This window comes from Mycobacterium sp. NGS26, assembly GCF_059813025.1.
The window spans coordinates 309,047-331,838 of the sequence record NZ_JCALDU010000006.1 but is presented as its reverse complement, the minus strand read 5'-3'; the positions used below and the strand labels follow the sequence as shown (position 1 = coordinate 331,838).

Here is a 22,792-nt window from a genome sequence, read left to right as displayed (position 1 = left end):
CCCCGTTTCAGTGCGCGGCGGCTGCCTGGATCACGGCGTCGACGATGCCGCGGATTCGGACGGCGGCTTGGTCGGGGTCGGGTTGGCCGGCGTCGAGCCACGCGATGACCGCGTCCACCGTCATGTTGGGAAGCAATTGCGCCGCCCAGTTCCGCCATCGATCGTCGGCGATGCCGGCGAGGTGGCGGCGGGTGATCGCCGTCGAGCTCTCGCTGAGGGTGTCGATCACGTCACGAAACTCGGGTTCGCGGGTGGCGTGGCGGTAGAGCAGTCGGAAGGCGTCGGGGTCGGCCGCGGCCGCGCGGATGAGCGCGGGGATGCTGGCGTCGCCGAAGTCGTATCCGCCGACGGCTTCGCGGAGCCGGGTGTGACCGCTCTGGATGACCTCCCGATAGAGGTCGGCCTTCGAAGCGAAGTGCCGGTACAAAATCACCGGGGTGATACCGGCTTCCGCGGCGATGGCATCGAGCCCCGTGCTCGCGAAACCGCCCCGTGCGAACGCGCGAGTGGCGGCGTCGAGGATCTGTTCACGACGCTGGGCCCGCGGCAGCCGCCGAGTCGTCTCGGATCGGACCACCGTCATCCGGAACCTCCTCTTGCCCCGGAGCCAGTGTATAAGTAACTTTGTATATCTTCTCTTATACAAGCACTCCTCTACTTGGAGGCGGGCGTGATGACAGGGACGGTTCGTCGGGTGCGCACGGCGGTGGGCGACGACGCCTGGCTGGTCACCGACTACGCCCATGTGCGACGGCTGCTCGACGACGATCGCCTCGGCCGGTCCCATCCCGAACCCGACACGGCGGCGCGCACCGGGGAATCGGCCTTGTTCGGCGGCCCGCTGGGCGACTTCGACACCGAAGTGGCCGACCACAACCGGATGCGGAAGCTGCTGCAGCCCCATTTCTCGCCCAGGCATCTGCGGGCGCTGGCACCCAGGGTGGAGGCCCTCACCCGCGGACTGCTGGACGAACTGGCCGAGCAGGGCCCGCCGGCCGACCTGCACGCGGCATTGGCGCTGCCGCTGCCGATCCTGGTGATCTGCGAGCTGCTCGGCGTTCCCTATTCCGATCGCGACCAGTTCCGCGCGTGGGCCGAGGACGCCGGCAACGTGCGCGATCACGCCCGCTCCGAGCGCGGGCTGGCCGAGCTGTTCGAGTACGGCCGCAGGCTGGTCGAGCGCAAGCGCGCCCATCCCGGCGACGACGTGATGTCGCGGCTGTGCGCGGCGGAGGGCGTCTCGGACGAGGAGGCGGCCATGTTGCCGATGTTCATGTTGTTCGCCGGGCACGAGACCACGGTCGTCCAGATCGGGCTCGGGACATCGCTGTTGCTGGCGAACCGCGATCAGTGGCGGGCCCTGCTGGATGACCCCGGGCTGATCCCCAACGCCGTGGAGGAGCTGTTGCGCGCGGCCGCGATCGCGACCGGCGTGGGCGGCATTCCCCGGTATGCGCGCACCGATTTCGACGTCGACGGTGTCACCATCCACGCCGGAGACCTGCTGCTGCTGGACCTCGGATCGGCCAACCACGACCCCGCGGTGTTCGCCGACCCGGACCGGGTCGACGTCACCCGTCAGGCGGCCTCCCACCTCGCGTTCGGATACGGCGCGCGTTATTGCATCGGTGCACCCTTGGCGCGCATCGAGCTGAAAACCGTTTTCGCTCAACTCATTCCACGATTCCCGTCCATGCACCTGACGGTCGATCCCGCGACGCTGCCCACCCGACGCGATGCGCTGGCCGGCGGCCTCGTCGCGCTACCGGTGTCGTGGTGAGGCGAACGCGGGCCTAACGCCGTCGCGAATCGGTCGTACATTGTCTGTGATGGCTGACATGAGCAAGGGCGGCGTCGTCGCTGCGCGTGAACTGGCAAGCGTTTCCGGCGAGGCGGTGCCAATTCCCGATCCCGGTCGGCTCGTGCATCTGCAGCTTCGGCGTTTCGCCGGCTGCCCCATCTGCAACGTTCACCTGCAGTCGATCGTGCGTCGACACGACGAGATCGCGCGCGCCGGCATCCGCGAGGTGGTGGTCTTCCACTCCACCGACGACGAATTGCGTCGTTACGTCGGCGAGCTGCCGTTCGCGGTGATCGGTGACCCCGACAAGAGGCTGTATGCCGAATTCGGTGTCGGCTCCTCGCCACGGTCCGTGCTCGACCCCCGCGCACTGGCGCCGGTGCTGACACGGATCATCCGTCAGCAGATTGGCCGCATCCGGGCCCACCAACCCGTGGTCAATCCGCATCCGACCGGTGGCCACCTGGGTTTGCCCGGCGACTTTCTGATCGGCTCGGACGGCCGGATATTGGCGTGCAAGCGCGGCACGCACGCCAACGATCAGTGGTCGGTAGACGAGGTGCTCGCGCACGCCCGCGGCGAGAACACCTGACGCACCGCGCCGACGGCAAGGACACACGCCCGATCTCTGGCGACTCGCGGGCAAGCATGGTGGAGTATTAGCGGCCAACAACTCCGGGCCAACAACTCCGAGAGTGAGGATCCGCTGTGCTGGGTCTGCCCGACAAGGTGCGCGCCTGCCTGTTCGACCTCGACGGTGTGCTCACCGACACCGCGAGCGTGCACACCAAGGCCTGGAAGGCGATGTTCGACGCCTACCTTTCCCAACGGGCCCAGAGCACCGGGGAGAAGTTCGTGCCCTTCGACGAGGCGACCGACTACCGGCAGTACGTGGACGGCAAGAAGCGTGAGGACGGCGTCCGCTCGTTCCTGAGCAGCCGCAACATCCAGCTGCCCGAGGGCAGCCCCGACGATCCCGACAGCGCCGACACGGTGTACGGCCTGGGCAACCGCAAGAACGAGATGTTCCAGAAGGTCCTGCACGACGACGGCGTCAAGGTGTTCGACGGATCGCGACGCTATCTGGAGGCGGCCTCGGCGGCGGGCCTGGGCATCGCGGTGGTGTCAGCCAGCGCCAACACCCCAGAGGTGCTCAAGGTCACCGGTCTGGACCGGTTCGTTCAGCAGCGGGTGGACGGCATCACGCTGCGCGAAGAGCATCTCCCCGGCAAGCCGGCGCCCGACTCGTTCCTGCGCGGGGCACAGCTACTCGGCGTCCCCGCCGACGCGGCCGCGGTATTCGAGGACGCGTTATCCGGCGTGCAGGCCGGCCGGGCCGGTAACTTCGGCTTCGTGGTGGGCGTGGACCGAGTCGGCCAGGCGGAGGCCTTACGACAAAACGGCGCCGACGTGGTGGTCACCGACCTGGCCGAATTGCTGCAGTCATGATCACCCAGGAAGCCTTCCCCGTCGAACCGTGGCAGGTCCGCGAAACCCGGCTCGACCTGAACCTGATCGCCCAGTCGGAATCCCTGTTCGCCCTGTCCAACGGGCACATCGGGTTGCGCGGCAACCTCGACGAGGGCGAGCCGCACGGCCTGCCGGGCACCTACCTGAACTCCTTCTACGAGATCCGGCCGCTGCCCTACGCCGAGGCCGGCTACGGGTATCCCGAGGCCGGCCAGACCGTCGTCGACGTCACCAACGGCAAGATCTTTCGCCTGCTGGTCGGCGACGAGCCCTTCGACGTCCGGTACGGCCAACTGCTCTCCCACGAGCGGACCCTCGACCTGCGCGCCGGGACGCTGACCCGCCGCGCACACTGGAATTCGCCCGCGGGCAAGCAGGTGAAAATCGTGTCCACCCGGCTGGTGTCGCTGGCCCAGCGCAGCGTCGCGGCCATCGAATACGTCGTCGAGGCCGTCGACGAATTCGTCCGCGTGACCGTGCAGTCCGAGCTCGTCACCAACGAGGACCAGCCCACGACGTCGGCCGACCCGCGGGTGGCGGCCATCCTGGACCGGCCGCTGGAGGCCGTCGACCACGAAAACACCGAGTACGGCGCACTTCTCATGCACCGGACCCGCGCCAGCGCGCTGATGATGGCCGCCGCGATGGATCACGAGATCGACGTTCCCGGACGGGTCGAGGTGAACACCGACGCGCGCGAGGACCTGGCGCGCACCACCGTGATCTGCGGGCTGCGCCCGGGACAGAAGCTGCGCATCGTCAAGTACCTGGCGTATGGCTGGTCGAGCCTGCGGTCGCGCCCGGCGCTGCGCGATCAGGCCGCCGCCGCGCTGCACAGCGCCCGCTACACGGGGTGGCAGGGCCTGCTGGACTCGCAGCGGAAATACCTGGACAGCTTCTGGGAGAGCGCCGACGTCGAGGTCGAGGGCGACCCGGAATCGCAGCAGGCGGTGCGCTTCGGCATGTTCCACCTGTTGCAGGCCAGCGCCCGCGCCGAGGGCCGCGCGATCGCCAGCAAGGGGCTCACCGGAACCGGCTACGACGGCCACGCCTTCTGGGACACCGAGGGTTACGTGCTGCCGGTGCTCACCTACACCGCGCCGCACGCCGTCGCCGACGCCCTGCGCTGGCGGGCCTCGACGATGGACCTGGCCCGCGACCGCGCGGCCGAACTCGGCCTCGACGGCGTCAGCTTCCCCTGGCGCACCATCCGCGGCCAGGAGTGTTCGGCGTACTGGCCGGCCGGCACCGCGGCCTGGCACATCAACGCCGACATCGCGTTGGCCTTCGAGCGGTACCGCGTGGTCACCGGCGACCAATCGCTGGAGGTCGAGTGCGGCCTCAAGGTCCTGGTCGAGACGTCCCGACTGTGGATGTCGCTCGGGCACCACGATCGCCACGGCGTCTGGCACCTCGACGGGGTCACCGGCCCCGACGAGTACACGGCCGTCGTCCGCGACAACGTGTTCACCAACCTGATGGCCGCGCACAATCTCGTCATCGCCGCCGACGCCTGCAACCGCCATCCGGAGGCGGCCGGCGCGCTGGGCGTCACCACCGAGGAGACCGCCGCCTGGCGCGACGCGGCCGCCGCGGTCCACATCCCCTACGACGAGGAGTTGGGGGTCCATCAGCAGTGCGAGGGCTTCACCACCTTCGCGGAGTGGGACTTCGAGGCCAACACCACCTATCCCCTGCTCCTGCACGAGGCGTATGTGCGGCTCTACCCGGCGCAGGTGATCAAGCAGGCCGACCTGGTGCTGGCGATGCAGTGGCAGAGCCACGCGTTCACGCCCGAGCAGAAGGCCCGCAACGTCGACTACTACGAGCGCCGGATGGTGCGCGACTCGTCGCTGTCGGCCTGCACCCAGGCGGTGATGTGCGCCGAGGTCGGGCATCTGGAGCTGGCCCACGACTACGCGTACGAGGCCGCGCTGATCGACCTGCGCGACCTGCACAGCAACACCCGCGACGGGCTGCACATGGCGTCCCTGGCCGGCGCCTGGACGGCGCTGGTCGGCGGCTTCGGCGGGCTGCGCGACGACGAGGGCATCCTGGCCCTGGATCCCCAACTGCCCGACGGCATTACGCGGCTGCGGTTCCGGTTGCGGTGGCGCGACTTCCGGGTGACGGTCGACGCCAACCACGCCGACGTCACCTACACCCTGCGTGACGGGCCCGGCGGCGACCTGACCATCCGGCACGCCGGCGAAGAACTCCTGCTGTCCACGGAGAAGCCGACGACCATCGCGGTGCGCCGGCGCAAGCCGCTGTTGCCGCCGCCACCCCAGCCACCGGGCCGCGAGCCCGTGCACCGGCGCAGCATGCTTCAGCAGCTGACCGAGCGCTGAATTCCTCAGTGCGGCTGGACGATCCGGGCCACCTCGGCGCGCACCGCGGCGCGTAGTTCGGGCTCGGGCATGTCGTCCAGGCCGGTCGCCGAGCGCAGGATTGGCGCGAACAACCGCCAACCGAATTGCAGCGCAAGGGCATTGGCGACGGCCAGCCGCGCGCCCGTGTCGTCGTCGTGCAGTGGCCGCACCCAGTCGAGCAGGGCCGCGATGTTGGGAAAGCGCTTCTGCAGCTGGGCCGCCGGGTACCCGTCGAGCAGCGTGCGCGCCATGACCCGCATCTGCCGGTCGAGAACATCATCCAGGACGTCGAGGGTCTCGCCCGACCGCAGGCGCTCGCTCAGGTTTTCGCCCAGCCGGTCGAGCACGGCGGCGACGAGGTTTTCCTTGCTGCCGAAGTGACGGAACACCAGCCCATGGTTGACCCGTGACCGGGCGGCGATGTCGCGGATCGAGGTCGCCTCCGGGCCCCGCTCGGCGAACAGCTCGGTGGCCGCTTCCAGGATCGCCGCGACCACCTCTTCACGCCCGGTCGGTGTCCTCGCGCCGCCCCTTGCGGAACGTGTAGTCATATGACTACAGTAGCGCATGTAGTCAGTTGACTACGGTAGGATTACTCCGAAGGACGACAAAGTGACGCAGCCAGTGACAGTGACCAAGCTGGGCAGCCGCATCGGCGCCCGGGTCGACGGGGTGCGCCTCGACGGCGACCTGGACCCGGCCTCCGTCGACGCGATCCACCAGGCGCTGTTGACCCACAAGGTGATCTTCTTCCGCCACCAGCACCACCTCGACGACCAGCGGCAGCTCGCGTTCGCCCGCCTGCTGGGCACCCCGGTCGGCCACCCGGCCGCCGCGGTGCTCTCCGCCGACGACGCGCCCATCGTCACGCCCATCAACTCCGAGTACGGCAAGGCCAACCGCTGGCACACCGACATGACGTTCGCCGCCAACTACCCGGCGGCCTCGATCCTGCGCGCCATCACGCTGCCCAGCTACGGCGGATCGACGCTGTGGGCCTCGACCGCGGCGGCCTACGAGCACCTGCCCGAACCGCTGCGGTGCCTGGCCGAGAACCTGTGGGCGCTGCACACCAACCGCTACGACTACGTGACCACCGAGGCGGCCATGTCGATGACCGACGCGCAGCGGGCGTTCCGGCAGGCGTTCGAGAAGCCGGACTTCCGCACCGAGCATCCCGTGGTCCGGGTGCACCCCGAGACCGGTGAGCGCACCCTGCTGGCGGGCGACTTCGTGCGCAGCTTCGTCGGGCTGGACGGCCACGAGTCGAGCGCGCTGCTGGAATTGCTGCAACGGCGAATCACCATGCCCGAGAACACCATTCGCTGGAATTGGGCGCCGGGCGACGTTGCCATCTGGGACAACCGGGCGACCCAGCACCGGGCCATCGACGACTACGACAACCAGCCGCGGCTCATGCACCGGGTCACGTTGACGGGCGATGTGCCGGTCAACGTGCACGGCGAACGCAGCCGGGTGGTCAGCGGCGCACCGCTGCAGGTGATCGCGAGCTGAGGGCTCAGCCGGCCTGACCGGACGAGCGGACCGGATCGGCCGGCGACCAGCGCAGCGCACCCGGGGCGTCGAGGGGTACTACCGGGTGCGCGGGCGGAATCGGGTTCAGCCGGCGGTAGGCCTCGCCCTGCGGCGGACGCTCGTCCTCCTCGCCCTTGTTGGGCCACAGCGAGGCGGCCCGCTCCGCCTGGGCGGTGATGGACAGCGACGGGTTGACGCCCAGGTTCGCCGATATCGCGGCGCCGTCCACCACCAGCAGCGTCGGGTAGCCGTAGACCCGGTGATACGGGTCGATGACCCCGTGCTCGGGGCTGTCGCCGATCACCGCGCCGCCGAGGAAGTGCGCGGTCAGCGGGATGTTGAACAGCTCGCCCCAGGTGCCGCCGGCGACGCCGTCGATCTTGGCGGCGATGCGCCGGGTGACCTCGTTGCCGACCGGAATCCACGACGGGTTGGGCTCGCCGTGCCCCTGCTTGCTGGTGTACCAGCGGATGCCCAGTTTCCCGCGTCTGGTGAAGGTGGTGATCGAGTTGTCCAGGTGCTGCATCACCAGCGCGATCATCGTGCGCTCGCTCCACTGCCGGGGATTGAGCAGCCGCAGCGTGGAGCGCGGATCCTCGCGGGCCTGGTCCAACAGCTGCTTCCAGCGCGGCACGTCGGTGCCCTCCGGCCCGTGACCGTCGGTCATCAACGTCTGCAGCAGCCCCATCGCGTTCGAGCCCTTGCCGTAGCGCACCGGCTCGATGTGGGTGTCCGGCGTCGGGTGGATCGACGACGTGATCGCCACGCCGTGGGTCAGGTCCAGATCCGGCGACACCTCCAGCCGCCCGGCGCCGACGATCGACTCGGAGTTGGTCCGGGTCAACACGCCCAGCCGGTCCGACAGGCGGGGCAGCCGGCCCCTGTCGCGCATCTTGAACAGCAGGTGCTGCGTCCCCCAGGTGCCCGCGGCCAGGATCAGGTAGTTGGCGGTGTAGGTGCGCCGGTCGCGGCGCAGCCAGCTTCCGGTGCGAACGGTGCGCACCTCCCACAGCCTGTCGGGCCGCTGCTCGAAGCCCTTCACCGTCGTCATCGGAATCACTTGCGCGCCAGCCGATTCCGCGAGACCGAGGTAGTTCTTCAGCAGCGTGTTCTTGGCGCCGTAGCGACACCCCGTCATGCAGCAGCCGCATTCCAGGCAGCCGGTGCGCGCCGGACCGGCGCCGCCGAAGTACGGGTCGGGCACCGTCTTGCCGGGCGTCTTGGTGCCGTCGGGCCCGAAGAACACCCCCACCGGGGTGGGCACCCAGGTGTCGCCGCAGCCCATCTCGTCGGCGACGGCCTTGACGATGCGGTCGGCGTCGGTGAAGGTCGGGTTGAGAACGACGCCCAGCATCCGCTGTGCCTGCTCGTAGTGCGGCATCAGCTCGGCGCGCCAGTCGGTGATGTGCGACCACTGCCGGTCGGCGAAGAACGGCTCGGGCGGGACGTAGAGCGTGTTGGCGTAGTTGAGTGAGCCGCCGCCCACTCCCGCGCCGGCCAGGATCATGACGTTGCGCAGCGGGTGGATGCGCTGGATGCCGTAGCACCCCAGCCTCGGCGCCCAGAGGAACTTGCGCAGATCCCAGGACGTCTTGGCGAACTCCTCGTCGGAGAAGCGCCGGCCGGCCTCCAATACGCCTACGCGGTAGCCCTTTTCGGTCAGCCGCAGCGCGCTGACGCTGCCCCCAAAACCCGATCCGATGATCAGGACGTCGTAATCCGGCTGCATCCGACCAGTATGGCCTTACCGTCCGGTAATAAACCAGCGAGGCCTCGGGCGTTGGGCGTGCGCCTCGGGCGTTGGGCGTTGCGTGTGCGCATCGGGCGTTGAGCGTGAACTCACCGCTTTGAGCGTGAACTCACGGCTTTCGGTGTGAACGCAGGGCGAGATTCGAGCCAGTTTCCCGCCCACGCTTCACTTTCAAAGCCCACGCTTCACACTCAAAGCCCAGGAGGCGATCAAAGCCCATCAGCAGCCGACGGTGAGGCCGACCTTCTGGAACTCCTTGAGGTCGCAGTAGCCGGCCTTGGCCATCGACCGGCGCAGGCCACCGACCAGATTCAACGAGCCGAACGGGTCGTCGGACGGCCCGCCCAGGACCTGCCGCAGCGGCGGCCGCTCCCCGACCGCGATCTGCAGCAGCGCCCCCCGCGGCAGCGACGGGTGCGCCGCGGCGGCCGGCCAGAACCACCCGCCGCCAAGCGCCTCGGCGGCCTCGGCCAGCGGCGTGCCGAGCACCACCGCGTCGGCCCCGCAGGCGATGGCCTTGGCCAGCTCGCCGGAGGTGTGGATGTCGCCGTCGGCCAGCACATGCACGTAGCGGCCGCCGGTCTCGTCGAGGTATTCGCGCCGCGCGGCGGCGGCGTCGGCGATCGCGGTGGCCATCGGCACGCTGATGCCCAGCACCTCGTCGCTGGTGGTCACCCCGCGGGTGGAGCCGTAGCCGACGATGACGCCCGCGGCGCCGGTGCGCATCAGGTGCAGCGCGGTGCGGTGGTCGAGCACGCCGCCGGCGACCACCGGCACGTCGAGCTCGGCGATGAAGGTCTTCAGGTTGAGCGGCTCGCCGTCGCTGGCCACGCGTTCCGCCGAGACGATGGTGCCCTGGATGACCAGCAGGTCGATCCCGGCCGCCACCAGCACCGGCGTCAGCGCCTGCGCGTTCTGCGGGCTGACCCGCACCGCGGTGATCACCCCCGCGTCGCGGATGCGGGCCACCGCGGCGCCCAGCAGGTCCGGGTTGAGGGGCGCCGCGTGCAGCTCCTGCAGCAGCCGGATCGACGCCGAGGGTTCGGGCTCCTTTTCGGCGGCCTCGACGAGCTGGGCGATCTTGGCGTCGACGTCGGCGTGCCGGCCGATCAGCCCCTCGCCGTTGAGCACGCCCAGGCCGCCGAGCCGCCCCAGCTCGATCGCGAACTCCGGCGACACCAGGGCGTCGGTGGGGTGCGCGATCACGGGGATCTCGAAGCGGTAGGCGTCCAGCTGCCACGCCGTCGACACGTCCTGCGACGAGCGGGTGCGCCGCGACGGCACGATGCTGACTTCGCTGAGTTCATAGGTGCGACGGGCGGCGCGGCCCATCCCGATCTCGACCATGGCCAGTTCGCTGTTCACCGCGCGTAGTAGTTGGGCGCCTCGACGGTCATCGCGACGTCGTGCGGGTGGCTCTCTTTGAGTCCGGCCGCGGTGATGCGGACGAACTGCGCCTGCTGCAGCGCCTCGATGGTGGGCGAGCCGGTGTAGCCCATCGCGGCCCGCAGCCCGCCGGTCAGCTGGTGGATCACCGACGACAGCGGGCCGCGGAACGGCACCCTGCCCTCGATGCCCTCGGGCACCAGCTTGTCCTCGCTAAGCGCGTCGTCGGCGAAGTAGCGGTCCTTGGAGTACGACTTCGCCCCGCCCCGGCCCTGCATGGCGCCCAGCGACCCCATGCCCCGATAGCTCTTGAACTGCTTGCCGTTGACGAAGATCAGCTCGCCGGGCGCCTCGGCGGTGCCGGCCAAGAGCGAGCCCAGCATCGCCGTCGACGCCCCGGCGGCCAGCGCCTTGGCGATGTCGCCGGAGTACTGCAGCCCGCCGTCGGCGATCACCGGCACGCCGGCCGGCCCGCACACCGCGACGGCCTCCAGGATCGCCGTGATTTGTGGCGCGCCGACGCCGGCCACCACCCGGGTGGTGCAGATCGAGCCCGGCCCCACGCCGACCTTCACCGCGTCGGCGCCGGCGTCGACCAGGGCCGCGGCGGCCGCCCGGGTGGCGACGTTGCCGCCGATCACCTCGACCTTCTCGCCGACCTCGGCCTTGAGCTTGCCGACCATGTCCAGCACCAGCCGGTTGTGCGCGTGCGCGGTGTCCACGATCAGCACGTCCACCCCGGCGTCGACGAGCATCATCGCGCGCACCCAGGCGTCGCCGCCGACGCCGACGGCCGCGCCGACCAGCAGCCGGCCGTCGCTGTCCTTGGTGGCCAGCGGGTGTTGCTCGGTCTTGACGAAGTCCTTCACGGTGATCAGCCCGGTCAGCCGGCCGTGGCCGTCCACGACGGGCAGCTTCTCGATCTTGTTGCGGCGCAACAGGCCCAGCGCCGCGTCGGCGCTGACCCCCTCCTGGGCGGTGATCAGCGGGGCCTTGGTCATCACCTCGGCGACCTTCTTGGTCTGGTCCACCTCGAAGCGCATGTCGCGGTTGGTGATGATGCCGACGAGCGCGCCGGAGTCGTCGACCACCGGCAACCCGGAGATGCGGAACTTGGCGCACATCGCGTCGACCTGGGCCAGCGTGTTGTCGGGGCGGCAGGTGACCGGGTCGGTGACCATGCCGGCCTCGGACCGCTTGACCATCTCGACCTGGCCGGCCTGTTCGGCGACCGGCAGGTTGCGGTGCAGCACTCCCATGCCGCCGGCGCGGGCCATCGCGATGGCCATCCGGGACTCGGTCACGGTGTCCATCGCCGAGCTGACCAGCGGCACCTTGAGCCTGATCTTCCTGGTCAGCTGGCTGGACGTGTCGGCGGTCGCGGGCACCACGTCCGACGCCGCCGGCAGCAGCAGCACGTCGTCGAAGGTCAGCCCCAGCATCGCGACCTTGTGCGGGTCGTCGCCCCCGGTCGGCACCCGGTCGTCGGCCAGGCCCCCGAGGGGGGCGTCGCGCACGTACGGACTGGCGACCAGCTCGGAGCTGTCTTCTAGGTGGGACATGCCACGGGACATCGGTGAGGCCCTCCATACGCGCGCGGAGTGAGAAACCCATCCTATCGGCTTGGGGGACCGTCGAGATCGGTTGCCCGGGCGTGCCGCCTGCTGGCGTTATGACGGGCCGCCTGCGTAGGCTAGAGGCGTGCGCGACCACCTCCCTCCGGGTTTGCCACCCGATCCGTTTGCCGACGACCCCTGCGATCCGTCGGCGGCGTTGGACGCCGTCGAGCCGGGACAGCCCCTGGACGCCCAAGAGCGAATGGCGGTCGAGGCCGACCTTGCGGACCTGGCCGTTTACGAAGCCCTGTTGGCGCACAAGGGAATTCGCGGGCTCGTCGTGTGTTGTGACGAGTGCCAGCAGGACCACTACCACGACTGGGACATGTTGCGCGCGAATTTGCTGCAGCTGCTCATCGACGGCACCGTTCGCCCGCACGAGCCGGCCTACGACCCCGAGCCGGACGCCTACGTCACATGGGACTACTGCCGGGGGTATGCCGACGCGTCGCTCAACGAAGCGACGTCAGACGCCGACGGTTTCTACCGTCGTCACTGAACTCTCCGATTTTTCTAGCCGCCCGGCGGCGGTGACGGCGGTGTCGTCGTGTCGCCGTGGTGATGGTGGTGACCCGACGACGGCGTCGTCGTGGTCGACGACGACGGACTCGACGACGGGCTCGAATGCGGCGTGGTGGTCGGCGCCGGCGACACCGTCAGCGTGGTAGACGCGGCCGGCGCCTTCGGCGCCTTGGTTTGCGGCGCCGGGGAACCCGCCGACTGGGGCGGCAGCGTCGCGTTCGGGTTTCGCGACTCGACCCTGGTGTTCAGCAGGTTGACCTCGTCCATCAGGTCGTGCCGGCTGGCCCCGTCGTTCATCGACTGCACGGCGCTGCTGACCTCGGCCAGCTGATTCTGCGCCTGGTCCCATTGGCCCTGGTTGATCATCTGCTGAACCTTCGCCAGCTCGGCCTTGGCGGACAGCTCGATCTTCTCGTCGTTGACCCGCGGCTGGTCGAAGAACATCGCGTGCAGGCCGTACAGCGCGTCGCCGGGGCGGGCCTCGACGACCAGGGCGCCGAAGCCGCTGAGGAGAAGCAGCGACGCGGCCACGGATCCGATCGCCGCCAGGCCGCGGTGGCTGCGCCGGCTTTCGGCCAGCCCGGTGCGCAGCGCCTCGATGGCCTCCTCCGGCGACACCAGTGCGCTGGCCGGCGGCCACCGCAGATCGTCGCGCCACTGCTCCAGCAGGGCGGCCAGCGCGTCCTCGTCGGGATCGTCGATGTCGACCGGCGCCCGCTCGGCGAGCGCGTCGAGCAGCAGATCGGTGCGCGCCAGCTCGTCCAGGGCGGGCTGGTCGGGAACCATGAACTCAGGCATAGTCACCCGCCGCGACGATCTCGGATTTCAGGCGTGACAGGGCGCGGTGCTGGGCCACCCGCACCGCCCCCGTGGTGCTGCCGACGGCCGCGGCGGTCTCTTCGGCGGACAGGCCGACGACCACGCGCAGGATCAGGATCTCGCGCTGCTTGGCGGGCAGGATCTCGAGGAGTTCGTTCATGCGACTGACCGAATCGGCTTCGATGGCCCGCTGTTCCGGGCCCGCGTCGGCCGACCATCGCTCGGGAAGCGACTCGGACGGGTAGGTGAGATCGCGGCCGGCGGCCCGGTGGGCGTCGGCCACCTTGTGCGCCGCGATGCCGTACAGGAAGGCCAGGAACGGGCGACCCCGGTCCCGGTAGCGCGGCAGCGCCGTAATAGTGGCCAAGCAAACCTCCTGCGCCACGTCGTCGGCTGACAGGCCACCCCGCTCGATCGTGCCGACCCGAGCGCGGCAATATCGCACGACGATCGGACGGATGGTCTCCAGCACCTCCCGTAATGCCTTCGAGTCTCCCGCTACGGCCTCGGCCACCACAGCGTCGAGACGTTCCGCTTGAATTGTCATCGACGGCGGTATCTCCAACGTTACGAACCGAGCACAGCACGGGCGTGGACGGGCTAACTCACGCAATGACTTTAACGGCCCGAAGGTCGTTTCAAGCGGAACGCCACGCCCCACCGGCGCGCCGCACTTGGCCTGCGCAGATATCGCGAATTTCGCTCAGATTTTGTGCCGGAAAAGTGACGCTTCCGAGATCAATCAGCAAGCATGCCAGCGCCCACCGAAGGGGTATCAGCCCCAGTCGCTGCGTGGCGTCCAGCGCCGCCTCCGCGACCGTCCGAGCGCGCTCGGTGCGGCCCGCGCTACACAGGGCCGCGGCCAGCACCACGTCGCTTTTCACCCGGTGCCGCGCCGACGCGCCGGCCGGACTGGAGGCCATCGCCTCCGCGAGCGCGACGGCCTCCTCGGCGCGGCGGACGGCGGTGTCCCCGTCGCCGGAAGCCATCGCCAACTCGGCGCCCACCCACCCCCGGCGCACCGCGAGCCGGTCCGGCACCGTCGCGGACGCCAGCACCGGGTCCGCACGCGTCAACAACGTCGCCGCGGCGGCGAGACGCCCGACGCCCAGCGCGTCGGCCGCCAGCCCGATGAGCGCGTCGGCCCTCGCCTCGGGATCGGCGCCGGCCAGCGCCAGGGCGCGACCGTCCCAGCCCCGCGCCCGCGCGTGCCAGCCGAGTTGGCGCAGAAACGATCCCTGCGCGCTGTGCGCCAACGACACCAGCCGGCCACCCGATCCGGTGCGACGCAGCGCCGCCAGGTCGCGGTAGGCGCTGCCGTAGCGGCCCTGCCCTCCGGCGGCGACGGCGCGCAGCCACAATTGCTCGGGTGTGGTCGCGGCCGGCAGCGGCCAGCTTTGCGGCCGGTTTCCGAACGCCGCGGCCGCCAGCGTCCGGTCAACCATCAAAGTGTGACGAGTATCAATCACGGTGATACTAGTAAACAGTTCATGGTCGCAGTGTTACTGAAATGTTAATCACGATCGGCATGTACAAATTCCGGGTTCCCTATCCCGGTGCCCTGAGCAGCGAAATCCCAAGGGGCGCCAACAAGCTGGTAGCACTGCCCTTGTTCGGTAAATGCGTTGCACATGAACGCGGAGTTAATTTTGCCGCAACGCTCAGGTATTTTGTCGGGCTAAGCGCCTATTGACGGAAATTCACCGCCGCCCCTAAGTTCTAGCAATGACGGGTAGTCATCGGTGACGCCGCAGTAATTAGTCGCACAATCACTGAGGGAACAAGCCATGCCACAACCGGAGCAGCTACCCGGTCCCAACGCCGACATCTGGAACTGGCAACTGCAAGGCCTGTGCCGCGGCGTCGATTCATCGATGTTCTTCCACCCCGACGGCGAGCGCGGGCGCGCCCGCATGCAACGCGAACAGCGCGCCAAGGAGATGTGCCGGCAGTGCCCGGTGATTCAGGAGTGCCGCTCCCACGCGCTGGAAGTCGGTGAGCCGTACGGCGTTTGGGGCGGCCTGTCGGAATCCGAGCGCGACCTGCTGCTGAAGGGCGACATCGGCCGCCGACGCTCGGCTTAGTTGGCCGGGCGCTGCAAGGCGGTTGACTCTGCCGTGAGGGCGTGCCCCACTCGCAAAACTTCTACCTGAGCGCAGAGTCAACAGTGGGTAATGAGAGCGGCGCTACAACGCGCGCCGCTCGGCGAACGCGAACGCCGCGTCCTCGTCGTTGAGTTCGAACTCACACAGCAACGCGAGTCGGCCCTCGCGGACCTCGATGACGAGAATCCGCGTCCACGCGTACTTCTCGCCTTCTGCGCCGGCGGCTTCCCGGTCGAGGCGGGCGACACTCCAACCCGGCGACACCCAGCACACCGCCGAGAGCCACGTCCGCACCGCGGCGGTCATCGAATTGAGCTCCTCGAAGCTGGCGCGAAGTTCACTGGCCGAGCGATCCGCGAATGGCGCCAGTGACCGGGCCTCTACGCGCAGTTCCGGGAGGCTGAGCTCACCGAACAACCGGTCGAAGTCGCGGTTGTTCACGGCGTCGATCGAGGCGGCCACCGTGGCGCCCGGCCCCGCGTGCGCCGCCCCCTCGCCGGCGTAATAGCGGCGCTCGAGTTCGCGGTAGGCGGCGTCGAAGTCGTCGCCGTCGTAGCGCCCGTCATACATGATTCGCCCGTCGTCGCCGACCTCCATCACGTGCAGATGAGTCGCTTCATTCCCCGCCTCGTCGAACCAGCGGCTCCAGGCCAACTGCAGGCGCTCCCCGCGCACGGCCAGGGTGCGCACCTCGAATCGCGTGTACTGAGCGAGGACTCGTTCGACCGCCGCGAGCAGCGTGGTGCGGTCGTCTATCGGATCGCCGCTGAGTCGGCGCCGATCGTCGTTGCTGAACCCGTCCGCGTAGAACTCGATGGCAGCGCGGGGGTTTCGTGACCGCATCGCGTCGAAAACCCCGTCCGTTGCCCGGGTGGCGCGGTTGCTGACGGCGAGCCGGCTGGGGGTCGCTTGCATTCGCTCCTCGACAAGGGCGAACGCCGCCTCCTCGTCGTCGAGTTCGAATTGGCAGATCAACGTCATTCGGCCGCCGCGGATCTCGACCGCGACGATCCCCGTCCACGTGTACTGCTCGCCCTCCGGCCCGACGGCCTCGCGGTCGAGGCGGCTGACACACCAGGCCGGTGACACCCAGCACACCGCCGAGAGCCACGTCCGCACGGAGGCGACCATCGCGGCCATGCCCTCGATGCTGGCGCGAAGGTCGCTGGCCGAACGATCGAGGAAGGGTGACCGTGACCGGTTCTCGACGCGCAGTTCCGGGACGCTCAGTTCACCGAACAACCGCTCGAAGTCGCGGTGGTTCACGGCGACCATCACACCGGTCAGCGTGGCGCCCGACTCGGCGAACGCCGCGCCTTCGCCGGCGTAATAGCGGCGCTCGAGCTCGCGATAGGCGCCCTCGAAGTCGTCGCCGTCGAAGCGTCCGTCATAGGTGATCCGCCCGTCATCGTCGACCTCCGCCACGTGCAGGTGGGTTGTTTCGTTGCCGGCGTCGTCGGACCAGCGGCTCCAAGAGAGCTGCAGGCGTTCACCGCGCACGGCCAGCGTGCGCTTCTCGAATCGCGTGTACTGAGCGAGGATTCGTTCGGCGGCCGCGAGCAGCGCCGCGCGGTCGTTGATCGGGTCGCCGCTCAGTCGGCGCCGATCGTCGTTGGTGAACCGGTCCGCGTAGAACTCGACGGCAGCCTGGGGATTTCGTGCCCGCATCGCGTCGACAACCCCGTCTGTTGCCCGGCTGGCGCGGTTGCTGACCGCGAGTCGGCTGGGGATCTCCCCCATCCGCTCCTCGGCGTAAGCGAACGCCGCCTCCTCGTCGTCCGCGTCGAACTGACATGTCCACTGGAAGCGGCCGTCGCGGATTTCATAGGCGAAGATTCGCGTCCACACGTAGCGTTCACCGTCCGACCCGACGGCCTCGCGCTGCGCTCGAGTTACCCCACACGTCGGCGAAAGCCAGCACACTGCCGGGAACCACGTCCTGGCCGAGGCGACCATCGAATTCAGCTCTTCGACGCTGGCGCGAACTTCCGCGGCCGAACGATCCGAGAAGACCGAGTGCTGCGACCGGTTCTCCAGGCTCATCCCGGGTACACTGAGCGCGCCGTACGCCCTGTCGAAGTCACCCTGGTTGAATGCGATCGTGAAATCTGTTGCGACGGCGCCCGCCTCGGCGAACGCCGCGCCTTCGCCGGCGTAATAGCGGCGCTCGAGCTCGCGATAGGCGCCCTCGAAGTCGTCGTCGTCGAAACGTCCGTCATAGGAGATCAGCCCGTCGCTCCCGAGTTCTATTACGTGCAGATAGGTTGTTTCGTTGCCGGCGTCGTCGGACCAGCGGCTCCAAGAGAGCTGCAGGCGTTCACCGCGCACGGCCAGCGTGCGATCCTCAAATTGCTTGTATTGCAATAGGGCTCGTTCAGCGCTGGCGAGTAGCGCCGCCGGATCATCAACCGGGACACCGCTGAGTCGGCGCCGATCATCGTGAATGGATTGCTCCGAGTAGAACTCGACGGCGGCGCGGGCGTCCTGTGCCCGCAGCGAGTTGAACACAGCGTTGTGTGCCCGGCTGGCCCGGTTGCTGACGGCGAGCCGGCTGGGGGTCGCCCGCATCCGTTCCTCGGCAAAGGCGAACGCCGCCTCCTCGTCGTCGGCTTCGAACTCACACATCGACGCGATCCGGCCGTCGCGGATCTCGGTTACCAGGAGTCCATTCCATGCATACCGCTCGCCATCCGGACCGACGGCCTCCCGCTCGAAGCGACCAACACTCCACTCCGGCGACAACGAGCACACCGCCGAGATCCACATCCGAACCGAGGCGACCATGGCCGTCAATACCCGAACGCTGGCGCGAAAATCGCTTCCGGAGCGGTCCGGGAAGGCCGACCGTGACCGGTTCTCGAAACGCATGTCAGGGCTAAGGAACTCGCCGAAGAATCGGTCGAAGTCGCCTCGGTTGAACGCGATCATCGCCTCCGTCGACACGGCGCCCGCCTCGGCGAAGGCCGCGCCCTCACCCGCGTAGTAACGGCGTTCGAGTTCGCGGTAGGCGCCCTCGAAGTCGTCGTCGTCGAAGCGGGCGTCGTATGTGATCCGCCCGGAATCGTCGATCTCGACCAGGTGCAGGGGGGTCGTTTCGTTCCCGGCCTCGTCGGACCAGCGGGCCCGGGACAGCTGCAGGCGTTCGCCGCGCACGGCCAGGGTGCGGACCTCGAATTGCGAGTAATGAGCGACGATTTGTTCGATGGCCGCGAGCAGCGTTGCACGGTCGTCGATCGGTTCGCCGCTGAGTCGGCGCCGATCATCAAATGAAAACCGTTCGGCGTAGGAAGCGACGGCGGCGGTGGCGTTCCGTGCCCGTACCGCGTCGACGAGGCCGTGGACCACCTGGCTGGCGCGGTTGCTGACGGCGAGCCGGCTGGGAGTCGCTCGGATCCGCTCCTCGGCGTAGGCGAACGCCTGCTGCTCATCGTCCGGGTCGAACCGGCACGCCCAGCTGAGGCGACCGCCGCGGAACTCGTATGCATAGATCATCGTCCACGCGTAGTGCTCGCCGTCCAACCCGACGGCGTCGCGCTGCATGTGCGTCACCGCGCAGGTCGGCGATAGCCAGCACGTTGCCGCGTACCATATCCTTGCCGAGGCGACCATCGAGTTCAGCTCCTCGAGGGTGGCGCGCCATTCCGCCATCGAAATATCCGAGAAGACGGAGTGTGGTGACCGGCTCTCCAGGCGCATGTCTGGGGAAGTGAGCTCACCGAACACCCGGTCGAAGTCGCCCTGGTTCAGCGCGGTCATGAAATTTGTCGTGACGGCGCCCGCCTCGGCGAACGCCGCGCCTTCGCCTGCGTAGTAACGGTTTTCGAGCTCGCGGTAGGCGCCCTCGAAGTCGTCCTCGTCGAAGCGGCCGTCGTAGCAGATCCGCCCGTCGTCGCCGACCTCGAACACGTGAAGATACGTCGCCTCGTTCCCGGCGTCGTCCGACCAGCGACTCCAAATCAGTTGCAGGCGCTCGCCCCGGACGGCCAGCGTGCGCCATTCAACGTGCGGGTACTGGCCGCGAATGCGCTGCAGCGCGCCCCGCACGCCACCCCTTTCCGAGATGGGATCGCCCGCCAGCCGCCGCCGATCGTCGTAGACATACCCCTCCGAGAAGACGGCCGCCGCGGCGTCGGTATCTCCGTCGCGTATCGCCAGCCATGCGCGCTCGGTGATCGCGCTCGCCCGGTTCGCAACGGCCAGACGGGAATTCGCTGGGATCGGCTGGGGCGCGGCGAGTTCGACCGCCGGGGCGATCGCCCCCGTCGCCTCCTTCGCCGCGTACAGTGCGTCGGCGTCGCGCCGCGCGTCCGCCGCGCCCCGGGCGTCACCGGCCGCGGCGAGCACCCGGGCGAGCGCGAGGCAGGCGTCGGCGTGGTCGAGGACGAGGTCGGTGGCGGCGGCGACGGCGACCGCATCCCGGGCCATGGCGACGGCGTCGTCGTGCCGGCCCTGCGCGGCCAGGATCTCGGCCCGCGCCGCGCGCCACGCGATGGCCGTCTTCAGGTTGTGCCCCGCCAGGCGCTCGCTTTCGGTGGCATACCGGTCGGCTTCCTCGACGCGTCCCTGGGCGAGCACCGACCGCGCCAGCAGGGCGGCGGCCTGCCCCGCGTCGACGCCGACGCCCAACGCGTCCAGCCCCTCCAGGGCCGTGCGGAAGTGGGGCTCGGCCGCCGCCGCGTCGCCCACCATCAACTCGATGATCCCGGCGAACAGCTCGGTCTCCATCAGCCCGTGCCGAAGCCCGAGCTCGGCGACGACGCGGCGGGCGTCGGCCAGCATCGAACGCGCCTTGTCGGGTCGCCCGCGGAGCAACTCGAGCACCGCCAGGCAGCGCAGCGAGGTCGCCTCGAGCGATGGCGCCGCCGTGGTCATGCGCTGCATCCGGACCACGTCGAGACACCGCCCGCCGGCCTTCGGCACCGGGCTGGGTCCCCACAGCGCCGCGCTGGGCGCCGCGCTCAGCGCCGCGGTGATCTGCCGATGGTCCCCACCCCGGCGCGCCGCGACCAGCGCATCGAAGAGGTCGGCCTCGCAGTCGCCGATCCGGCCGAGCCGGGCCCGGGCGGTCGCGCGCACCCGGTACGCCTTCGCCAGCCCAGCCGAATCCCCGCGCCGGGCGAACTCGTCGATCGCCCCCTGCAGGCTTGCGTCGACCTCCAGCAGCCGCTCCGGGTCGGTGTAGACGACGAACTGGCAGCGGTAGCAGGTCGCCCACGGCGCCAGCGCCTCGTCGGCGATGCGGTCGAGGTCGTCGACGAGCGGCGCACCGGCGGCGACGTCGCCCGCCGAAAGGAAGGCCTCGCAGCCGACCGACAGCAACGCGGCATGCAGCGCCCCGTCGGCCGCGGCGAGCGCCGCGCCGCGGGCCGCCTGGGTGCCCGCCGACACGAGTTGGTCACGGTCGAGGGCACGGCGCGACGATGCCAGGTAGCACCGCGCCGAGCGCAGGGCGAGGTCGTCTGTGCGCTCGTCGCGCATGCCGAGCTCGAGCCGATACCGGTGAGCGGCGTCCAGGTGCCGGGCGATCATCTCGTCGGCGTCGAACGCCAGGCTCGCGCCGCCCGCTTCCACCCACCCGGCGAGCCGCTCGTGCAGCTGCGCCCGGTCCGACTTCAACAGCCGGCGGTAGGCGACGTCGCGAATCAGCACGTGGTGGAACCGCCAGACCGGTTCGTCGCCGACATAGGCCCCGGTCGGCTGCGCGAGCTCGAGGCGACGGAGTCGTTCGAGCGACGTCTTGATCGTCGCCGCCCGCCCCTCCAGCGCGCACACGGCCGCCGGCGAGAAGTCGAGACCCACCACCGACGCGATCTCGAGCACCCGCCGGTCCGCGGCGTCGAGCCGCTCCAGCCGCGACGCCAGCAGCGCCTGGATCGTGGGCGGGATGGAGATGGCGTCGGCATCGATCGTCAGTCGCCAGCCGGCCGGCTCCGCAACGAGGACGCCGTCGTGCACCAGCATCCCGACCAGCTCACGCACGAACAGCGGATTGCCTCCGGTCGACGACGGCAGGCGGCCGACGAGCTCCTCCGGCAGCCGCGACGCGCCCAGCACGCCGGCGGCGAGTTCGGCGGTCGCGCCGGGGTCGAGGCCGCCGACGTGGACCACGTCGGACACCCACCGGCTGACGGTGACCAGGTCGGTCCGAATCTCGCGGAGCTCGGGCCGGGCCAGGGCCACCACGAGGACCGGCACCCCCTTCACCCACTCCGTGAGGTGCTCGACGAGGTCGAGGAGCAGGGTGTCGGCCCATTGCACGTCGTCGAGGACGACGACCAGCGGCTCGTCGGACGCCAGCACCTCCACGAACCGGCGCAGCGCCCAGAACGTCTCCTCCACCGAGCCCGGGACCCCGGCCGCCAGGCCGTTGAGGTCGCCCAGCACGCGGTCCCGCTCGGGCACGCCGACGGGAAGATCCGCATCGAGGTCGCGGGCCCGCAGCACCTCGACGACCGGCGCCAGGGCGACGGTCTGCTCGGCGTCGCAGCGGGCCTGGATGACCCGGATGCCGTCTTGGGACTCGACGAACTGCGCCGCCAGCCGGCTCTTGCCGACGCCGGGGTCGCCGATGACCGTCACCAGCCGCGCCCCCCGTACCGCGACCGTCGCGTCGAGCGCGGCCTGCAGCCGCCGAAGCTCGTCGGCCCTGCCGACAAAGACCGCGGAGTCGGCGGCCTCCGACTGGCGGCCGACCCACTGGTACACCGCCACGGGCGCGGCCCGGCCCTTCACCTGCACCTGGCCGACGGAGTCGTACCGGTGCCGGCCGCGCGTCGAGCGCCACGTCTCCTCGCCGACGACGACGTGTCCGCGCGGGCATTCGGCCTCCAGCCGCGCCGCGACGTTCAGCGCATCACCCACGAGGTCGGCGTCGCCCGCGCCGACCGCGACCTCACCGGTGTTGACCGCGACCCGCAGCGCGAGCTCGACACCGTGCGCCTGCGACACGCCCGCGGCGAGGTCGACGAAGCGCTCCTGCAGCTCGACGGCGGCGTCGACGGCGCGGCCGGCGTCGTCGGCCCCCATCTCCGGAACGCCCCAGACGGCCATGAACCCGTCGCCGATGTACTTCGTGACCCCCGCCCGATTGCGGTCAGCGGCCGAGCGCAGCAGTTCGTGGTAGTCGCCGATGACGTCGCGCGCCGTCTCGGCGTCGACCCGCTCCTCGAAGGTCGTCGAACCCGCCAGGTCGGCGAACATCACCGTGACGGTCTTGCGCGCCGGGGCCGGCGCCGGCCGGGCATGATCGTCGAGCGGCGCGCCGCATGCCCGGCAGAACCGCGCGGTGGCGCTGGCCTCCACCCCGCACGTTCCGCAGGCCCGACCGAGTGGACCGCCGCACCCTTCGCAGAAGCGGGCGTCCTCCTCGTTCGTCGTGCCGCACGACGCGCAGGCGCGGCGTTGTTCGGCCATCG

The 22,792-nt window shown here is 69.8% G+C and carries 15 protein-coding genes and 1 pseudogene; 7 read left to right on the top strand and 9 right to left on the bottom strand.

All coding sequences use genetic code 11. The features are described 5' to 3' along the window. Window positions 1–7 precede the first annotated feature (7 nt). Window positions 8–583: a TetR/AcrR family transcriptional regulator gene (locus tag AC5Y6X_RS20815; RefSeq protein ID WP_324680093.1), complete on the bottom strand. Its 576-nt coding sequence runs from the start codon at window positions 581–583 to the stop codon at window positions 8–10. Window positions 584–673: 90 nt separating this feature from the next. On the opposite strand from AC5Y6X_RS20815, the gene AC5Y6X_RS20810 reads away from it, so the two are divergent. The 4 genes and pseudogenes from AC5Y6X_RS20810 (at window position 674) to AC5Y6X_RS20795 (ending at window position 5,622) form a co-directional block, all read left to right on the top strand. Further along, on the top strand, window positions 674–1,780 hold the full coding sequence (locus tag AC5Y6X_RS20810) for a cytochrome P450 (RefSeq protein ID WP_499988786.1): 1,107 nt from the start codon (window positions 674–676) through the stop codon (window positions 1,778–1,780). A 49-nt stretch (window positions 1,781–1,829) separates the two neighbouring features. Further along, entirely contained in the window at window positions 1,830–2,393 is a 564-nt protein-coding gene (locus AC5Y6X_RS20805; RefSeq protein ID WP_499988784.1) for a peroxiredoxin-like family protein, read from the top strand. Between the two features lie 103 nt (window positions 2,394–2,496). Continuing rightward, a pseudogene (locus AC5Y6X_RS20800) lies at window positions 2,497–3,250 on the top strand (beta-phosphoglucomutase family hydrolase). Continuing rightward, window positions 3,247–5,622 carry a glycoside hydrolase family 65 protein gene (locus AC5Y6X_RS20795; RefSeq protein WP_499988783.1) on the top strand — a complete coding sequence of 792 codons (2,376 nt, stop codon included), beginning with the start codon at window positions 3,247–3,249 and terminating at the stop codon, window positions 5,620–5,622. Before AC5Y6X_RS20800 ends, AC5Y6X_RS20795 begins: the two are co-directional and overlap by 4 nt. A 5-nt stretch (window positions 5,623–5,627) precedes the next feature. On the opposite strand, the gene AC5Y6X_RS20790 is transcribed toward AC5Y6X_RS20795, so the two are convergent. Then, window positions 5,628–6,194 carry a TetR/AcrR family transcriptional regulator gene (locus AC5Y6X_RS20790; RefSeq protein ID WP_499988782.1) on the bottom strand — a complete coding sequence of 189 codons (567 nt, stop codon included), beginning with the start codon at window positions 6,192–6,194 and terminating at the stop codon, window positions 5,628–5,630. A 61-nt stretch (window positions 6,195–6,255) separates the two neighbouring features. Between AC5Y6X_RS20790 and AC5Y6X_RS20785 the strand changes: the two genes are divergently transcribed. Next, a complete protein-coding gene (locus AC5Y6X_RS20785) occupies window positions 6,256–7,158 on the top strand; it encodes a TauD/TfdA dioxygenase family protein (RefSeq protein ID WP_499988780.1) in 903 nt (300 codons plus the stop codon). 4 nt (window positions 7,159–7,162) lie between these two features. On the opposite strand, the gene AC5Y6X_RS20780 is transcribed toward AC5Y6X_RS20785, so the two are convergent. The 3 genes from AC5Y6X_RS20780 to guaB all read right to left on the bottom strand — a co-directional run bounded on the left by AC5Y6X_RS20780 (window position 7,163) and on the right by guaB (window position 11,889). Next, window positions 7,163–8,908, bottom strand: coding sequence for a GMC oxidoreductase (locus AC5Y6X_RS20780; protein ID WP_499988778.1), 1,746 nt, complete (start codon window positions 8,906–8,908; stop codon window positions 7,163–7,165). A 240-nt stretch (window positions 8,909–9,148) separates the two neighbouring features. Beyond that, the gene (locus tag AC5Y6X_RS20775) at window positions 9,149–10,276 is read right to left on the bottom strand and encodes a GuaB3 family IMP dehydrogenase-related protein (RefSeq protein ID WP_499988900.1); all 1,128 of its coding nucleotides are present in this window, start codon (window positions 10,274–10,276) and stop codon (window positions 9,149–9,151) included. Between the two features lie 14 nt (window positions 10,277–10,290). Next, on the bottom strand, window positions 10,291–11,889 hold the full coding sequence (gene guaB, locus AC5Y6X_RS20770; protein ID WP_499988776.1) for an IMP dehydrogenase: 1,599 nt from the start codon (window positions 11,887–11,889) through the stop codon (window positions 10,291–10,293). 127 nt (window positions 11,890–12,016) lie between these two features. On the opposite strand from guaB, the gene AC5Y6X_RS20765 reads away from it, so the two are divergent. Beyond that, window positions 12,017–12,430: a DUF5319 domain-containing protein gene (locus tag AC5Y6X_RS20765; protein ID WP_324680068.1), complete on the top strand. Its 414-nt coding sequence runs from the start codon at window positions 12,017–12,019 to the stop codon at window positions 12,428–12,430. Window positions 12,431–12,444: 14 nt separating this feature from the next. Here the strand turns inward: AC5Y6X_RS20765 and AC5Y6X_RS20760 are convergent, their stop codons facing one another. The 3 genes from AC5Y6X_RS20760 to AC5Y6X_RS20750 all read right to left on the bottom strand — a co-directional run bounded on the left by AC5Y6X_RS20760 (window position 12,445) and on the right by AC5Y6X_RS20750 (window position 14,717). Continuing rightward, window positions 12,445–13,251: an anti-sigma-D factor RsdA gene (locus tag AC5Y6X_RS20760; RefSeq protein ID WP_499988774.1), complete on the bottom strand. Its 807-nt coding sequence runs from the start codon at window positions 13,249–13,251 to the stop codon at window positions 12,445–12,447. Next, entirely contained in the window at window positions 13,244–13,819 is a 576-nt protein-coding gene (locus AC5Y6X_RS20755) for a sigma-70 family RNA polymerase sigma factor (protein WP_324680063.1), read from the bottom strand. Before AC5Y6X_RS20755 ends, AC5Y6X_RS20760 begins: the two co-directional genes overlap by 8 nt. A 91-nt stretch (window positions 13,820–13,910) precedes the next feature. Beyond that, the gene (locus tag AC5Y6X_RS20750) at window positions 13,911–14,717 is read right to left on the bottom strand and encodes a hypothetical protein (protein WP_499988773.1); all 807 of its coding nucleotides are present in this window, start codon (window positions 14,715–14,717) and stop codon (window positions 13,911–13,913) included. A gap of 342 nt (window positions 14,718–15,059) precedes the next feature. Between AC5Y6X_RS20750 and AC5Y6X_RS20745 the strand changes: the two genes are divergently transcribed. Next, on the top strand, window positions 15,060–15,356 hold the full coding sequence (locus tag AC5Y6X_RS20745; protein WP_324680059.1) for a WhiB family transcriptional regulator: 297 nt from the start codon (window positions 15,060–15,062) through the stop codon (window positions 15,354–15,356). A 102-nt stretch (window positions 15,357–15,458) separates the two neighbouring features. Here the strand turns inward: AC5Y6X_RS20745 and AC5Y6X_RS20740 are convergent, their stop codons facing one another. Then, window positions 15,459–22,790, bottom strand: coding sequence for an AAA family ATPase (locus AC5Y6X_RS20740; protein ID WP_499988771.1), 7,332 nt, complete (start codon window positions 22,788–22,790; stop codon window positions 15,459–15,461). Window positions 22,791–22,792 lie beyond the last annotated feature (2 nt).

Bases quoted from the DNA above. Each gene is read 5' to 3' on its own strand.
- AC5Y6X_RS20775 (WP_499988900.1), bottom strand. From the start codon at position 10,276: ATGGTCGAGATCGGGATGGGCCGCGCCGCCCGTCGCACCTATGAACTC.
- AC5Y6X_RS20790 (WP_499988782.1), bottom strand. From the start codon at position 6,194: ATGACTACACGTTCCGCAAGGGGCGGCGCGAGGACACCGACCGGGCGT.
- AC5Y6X_RS20745 (WP_324680059.1), top strand. From the start codon at position 15,060: ATGCCACAACCGGAGCAGCTACCCGGTCCCAACGCCGACATCTGGAAC.
- guaB (WP_499988776.1), bottom strand. From the start codon at position 11,889: ATGTCCCGTGGCATGTCCCACCTAGAAGACAGCTCCGAGCTGGTCGCC.
- AC5Y6X_RS20740 (WP_499988771.1), bottom strand. From the start codon at position 22,790: ATGGCCGAACAACGCCGCGCCTGCGCGTCGTGCGGCACGACGAACGAG.
- AC5Y6X_RS20780 (WP_499988778.1), bottom strand. From the start codon at position 8,908: ATGCAGCCGGATTACGACGTCCTGATCATCGGATCGGGTTTTGGGGGC.
- AC5Y6X_RS20760 (WP_499988774.1), bottom strand. From the start codon at position 13,251: ATGCCTGAGTTCATGGTTCCCGACCAGCCCGCCCTGGACGAGCTGGCG.
- AC5Y6X_RS20810 (WP_499988786.1), top strand. From the start codon at position 674: ATGACAGGGACGGTTCGTCGGGTGCGCACGGCGGTGGGCGACGACGCC.
- AC5Y6X_RS20755 (WP_324680063.1), bottom strand. From the start codon at position 13,819: ATGACAATTCAAGCGGAACGTCTCGACGCTGTGGTGGCCGAGGCCGTA.
- AC5Y6X_RS20750 (WP_499988773.1), bottom strand. From the start codon at position 14,717: ATGGTTGACCGGACGCTGGCGGCCGCGGCGTTCGGAAACCGGCCGCAA.
- AC5Y6X_RS20815 (WP_324680093.1), bottom strand. From the start codon at position 583: ATGACGGTGGTCCGATCCGAGACGACTCGGCGGCTGCCGCGGGCCCAG.
- AC5Y6X_RS20805 (WP_499988784.1), top strand. From the start codon at position 1,830: ATGGCTGACATGAGCAAGGGCGGCGTCGTCGCTGCGCGTGAACTGGCA.
- AC5Y6X_RS20795 (WP_499988783.1), top strand. From the start codon at position 3,247: ATGATCACCCAGGAAGCCTTCCCCGTCGAACCGTGGCAGGTCCGCGAA.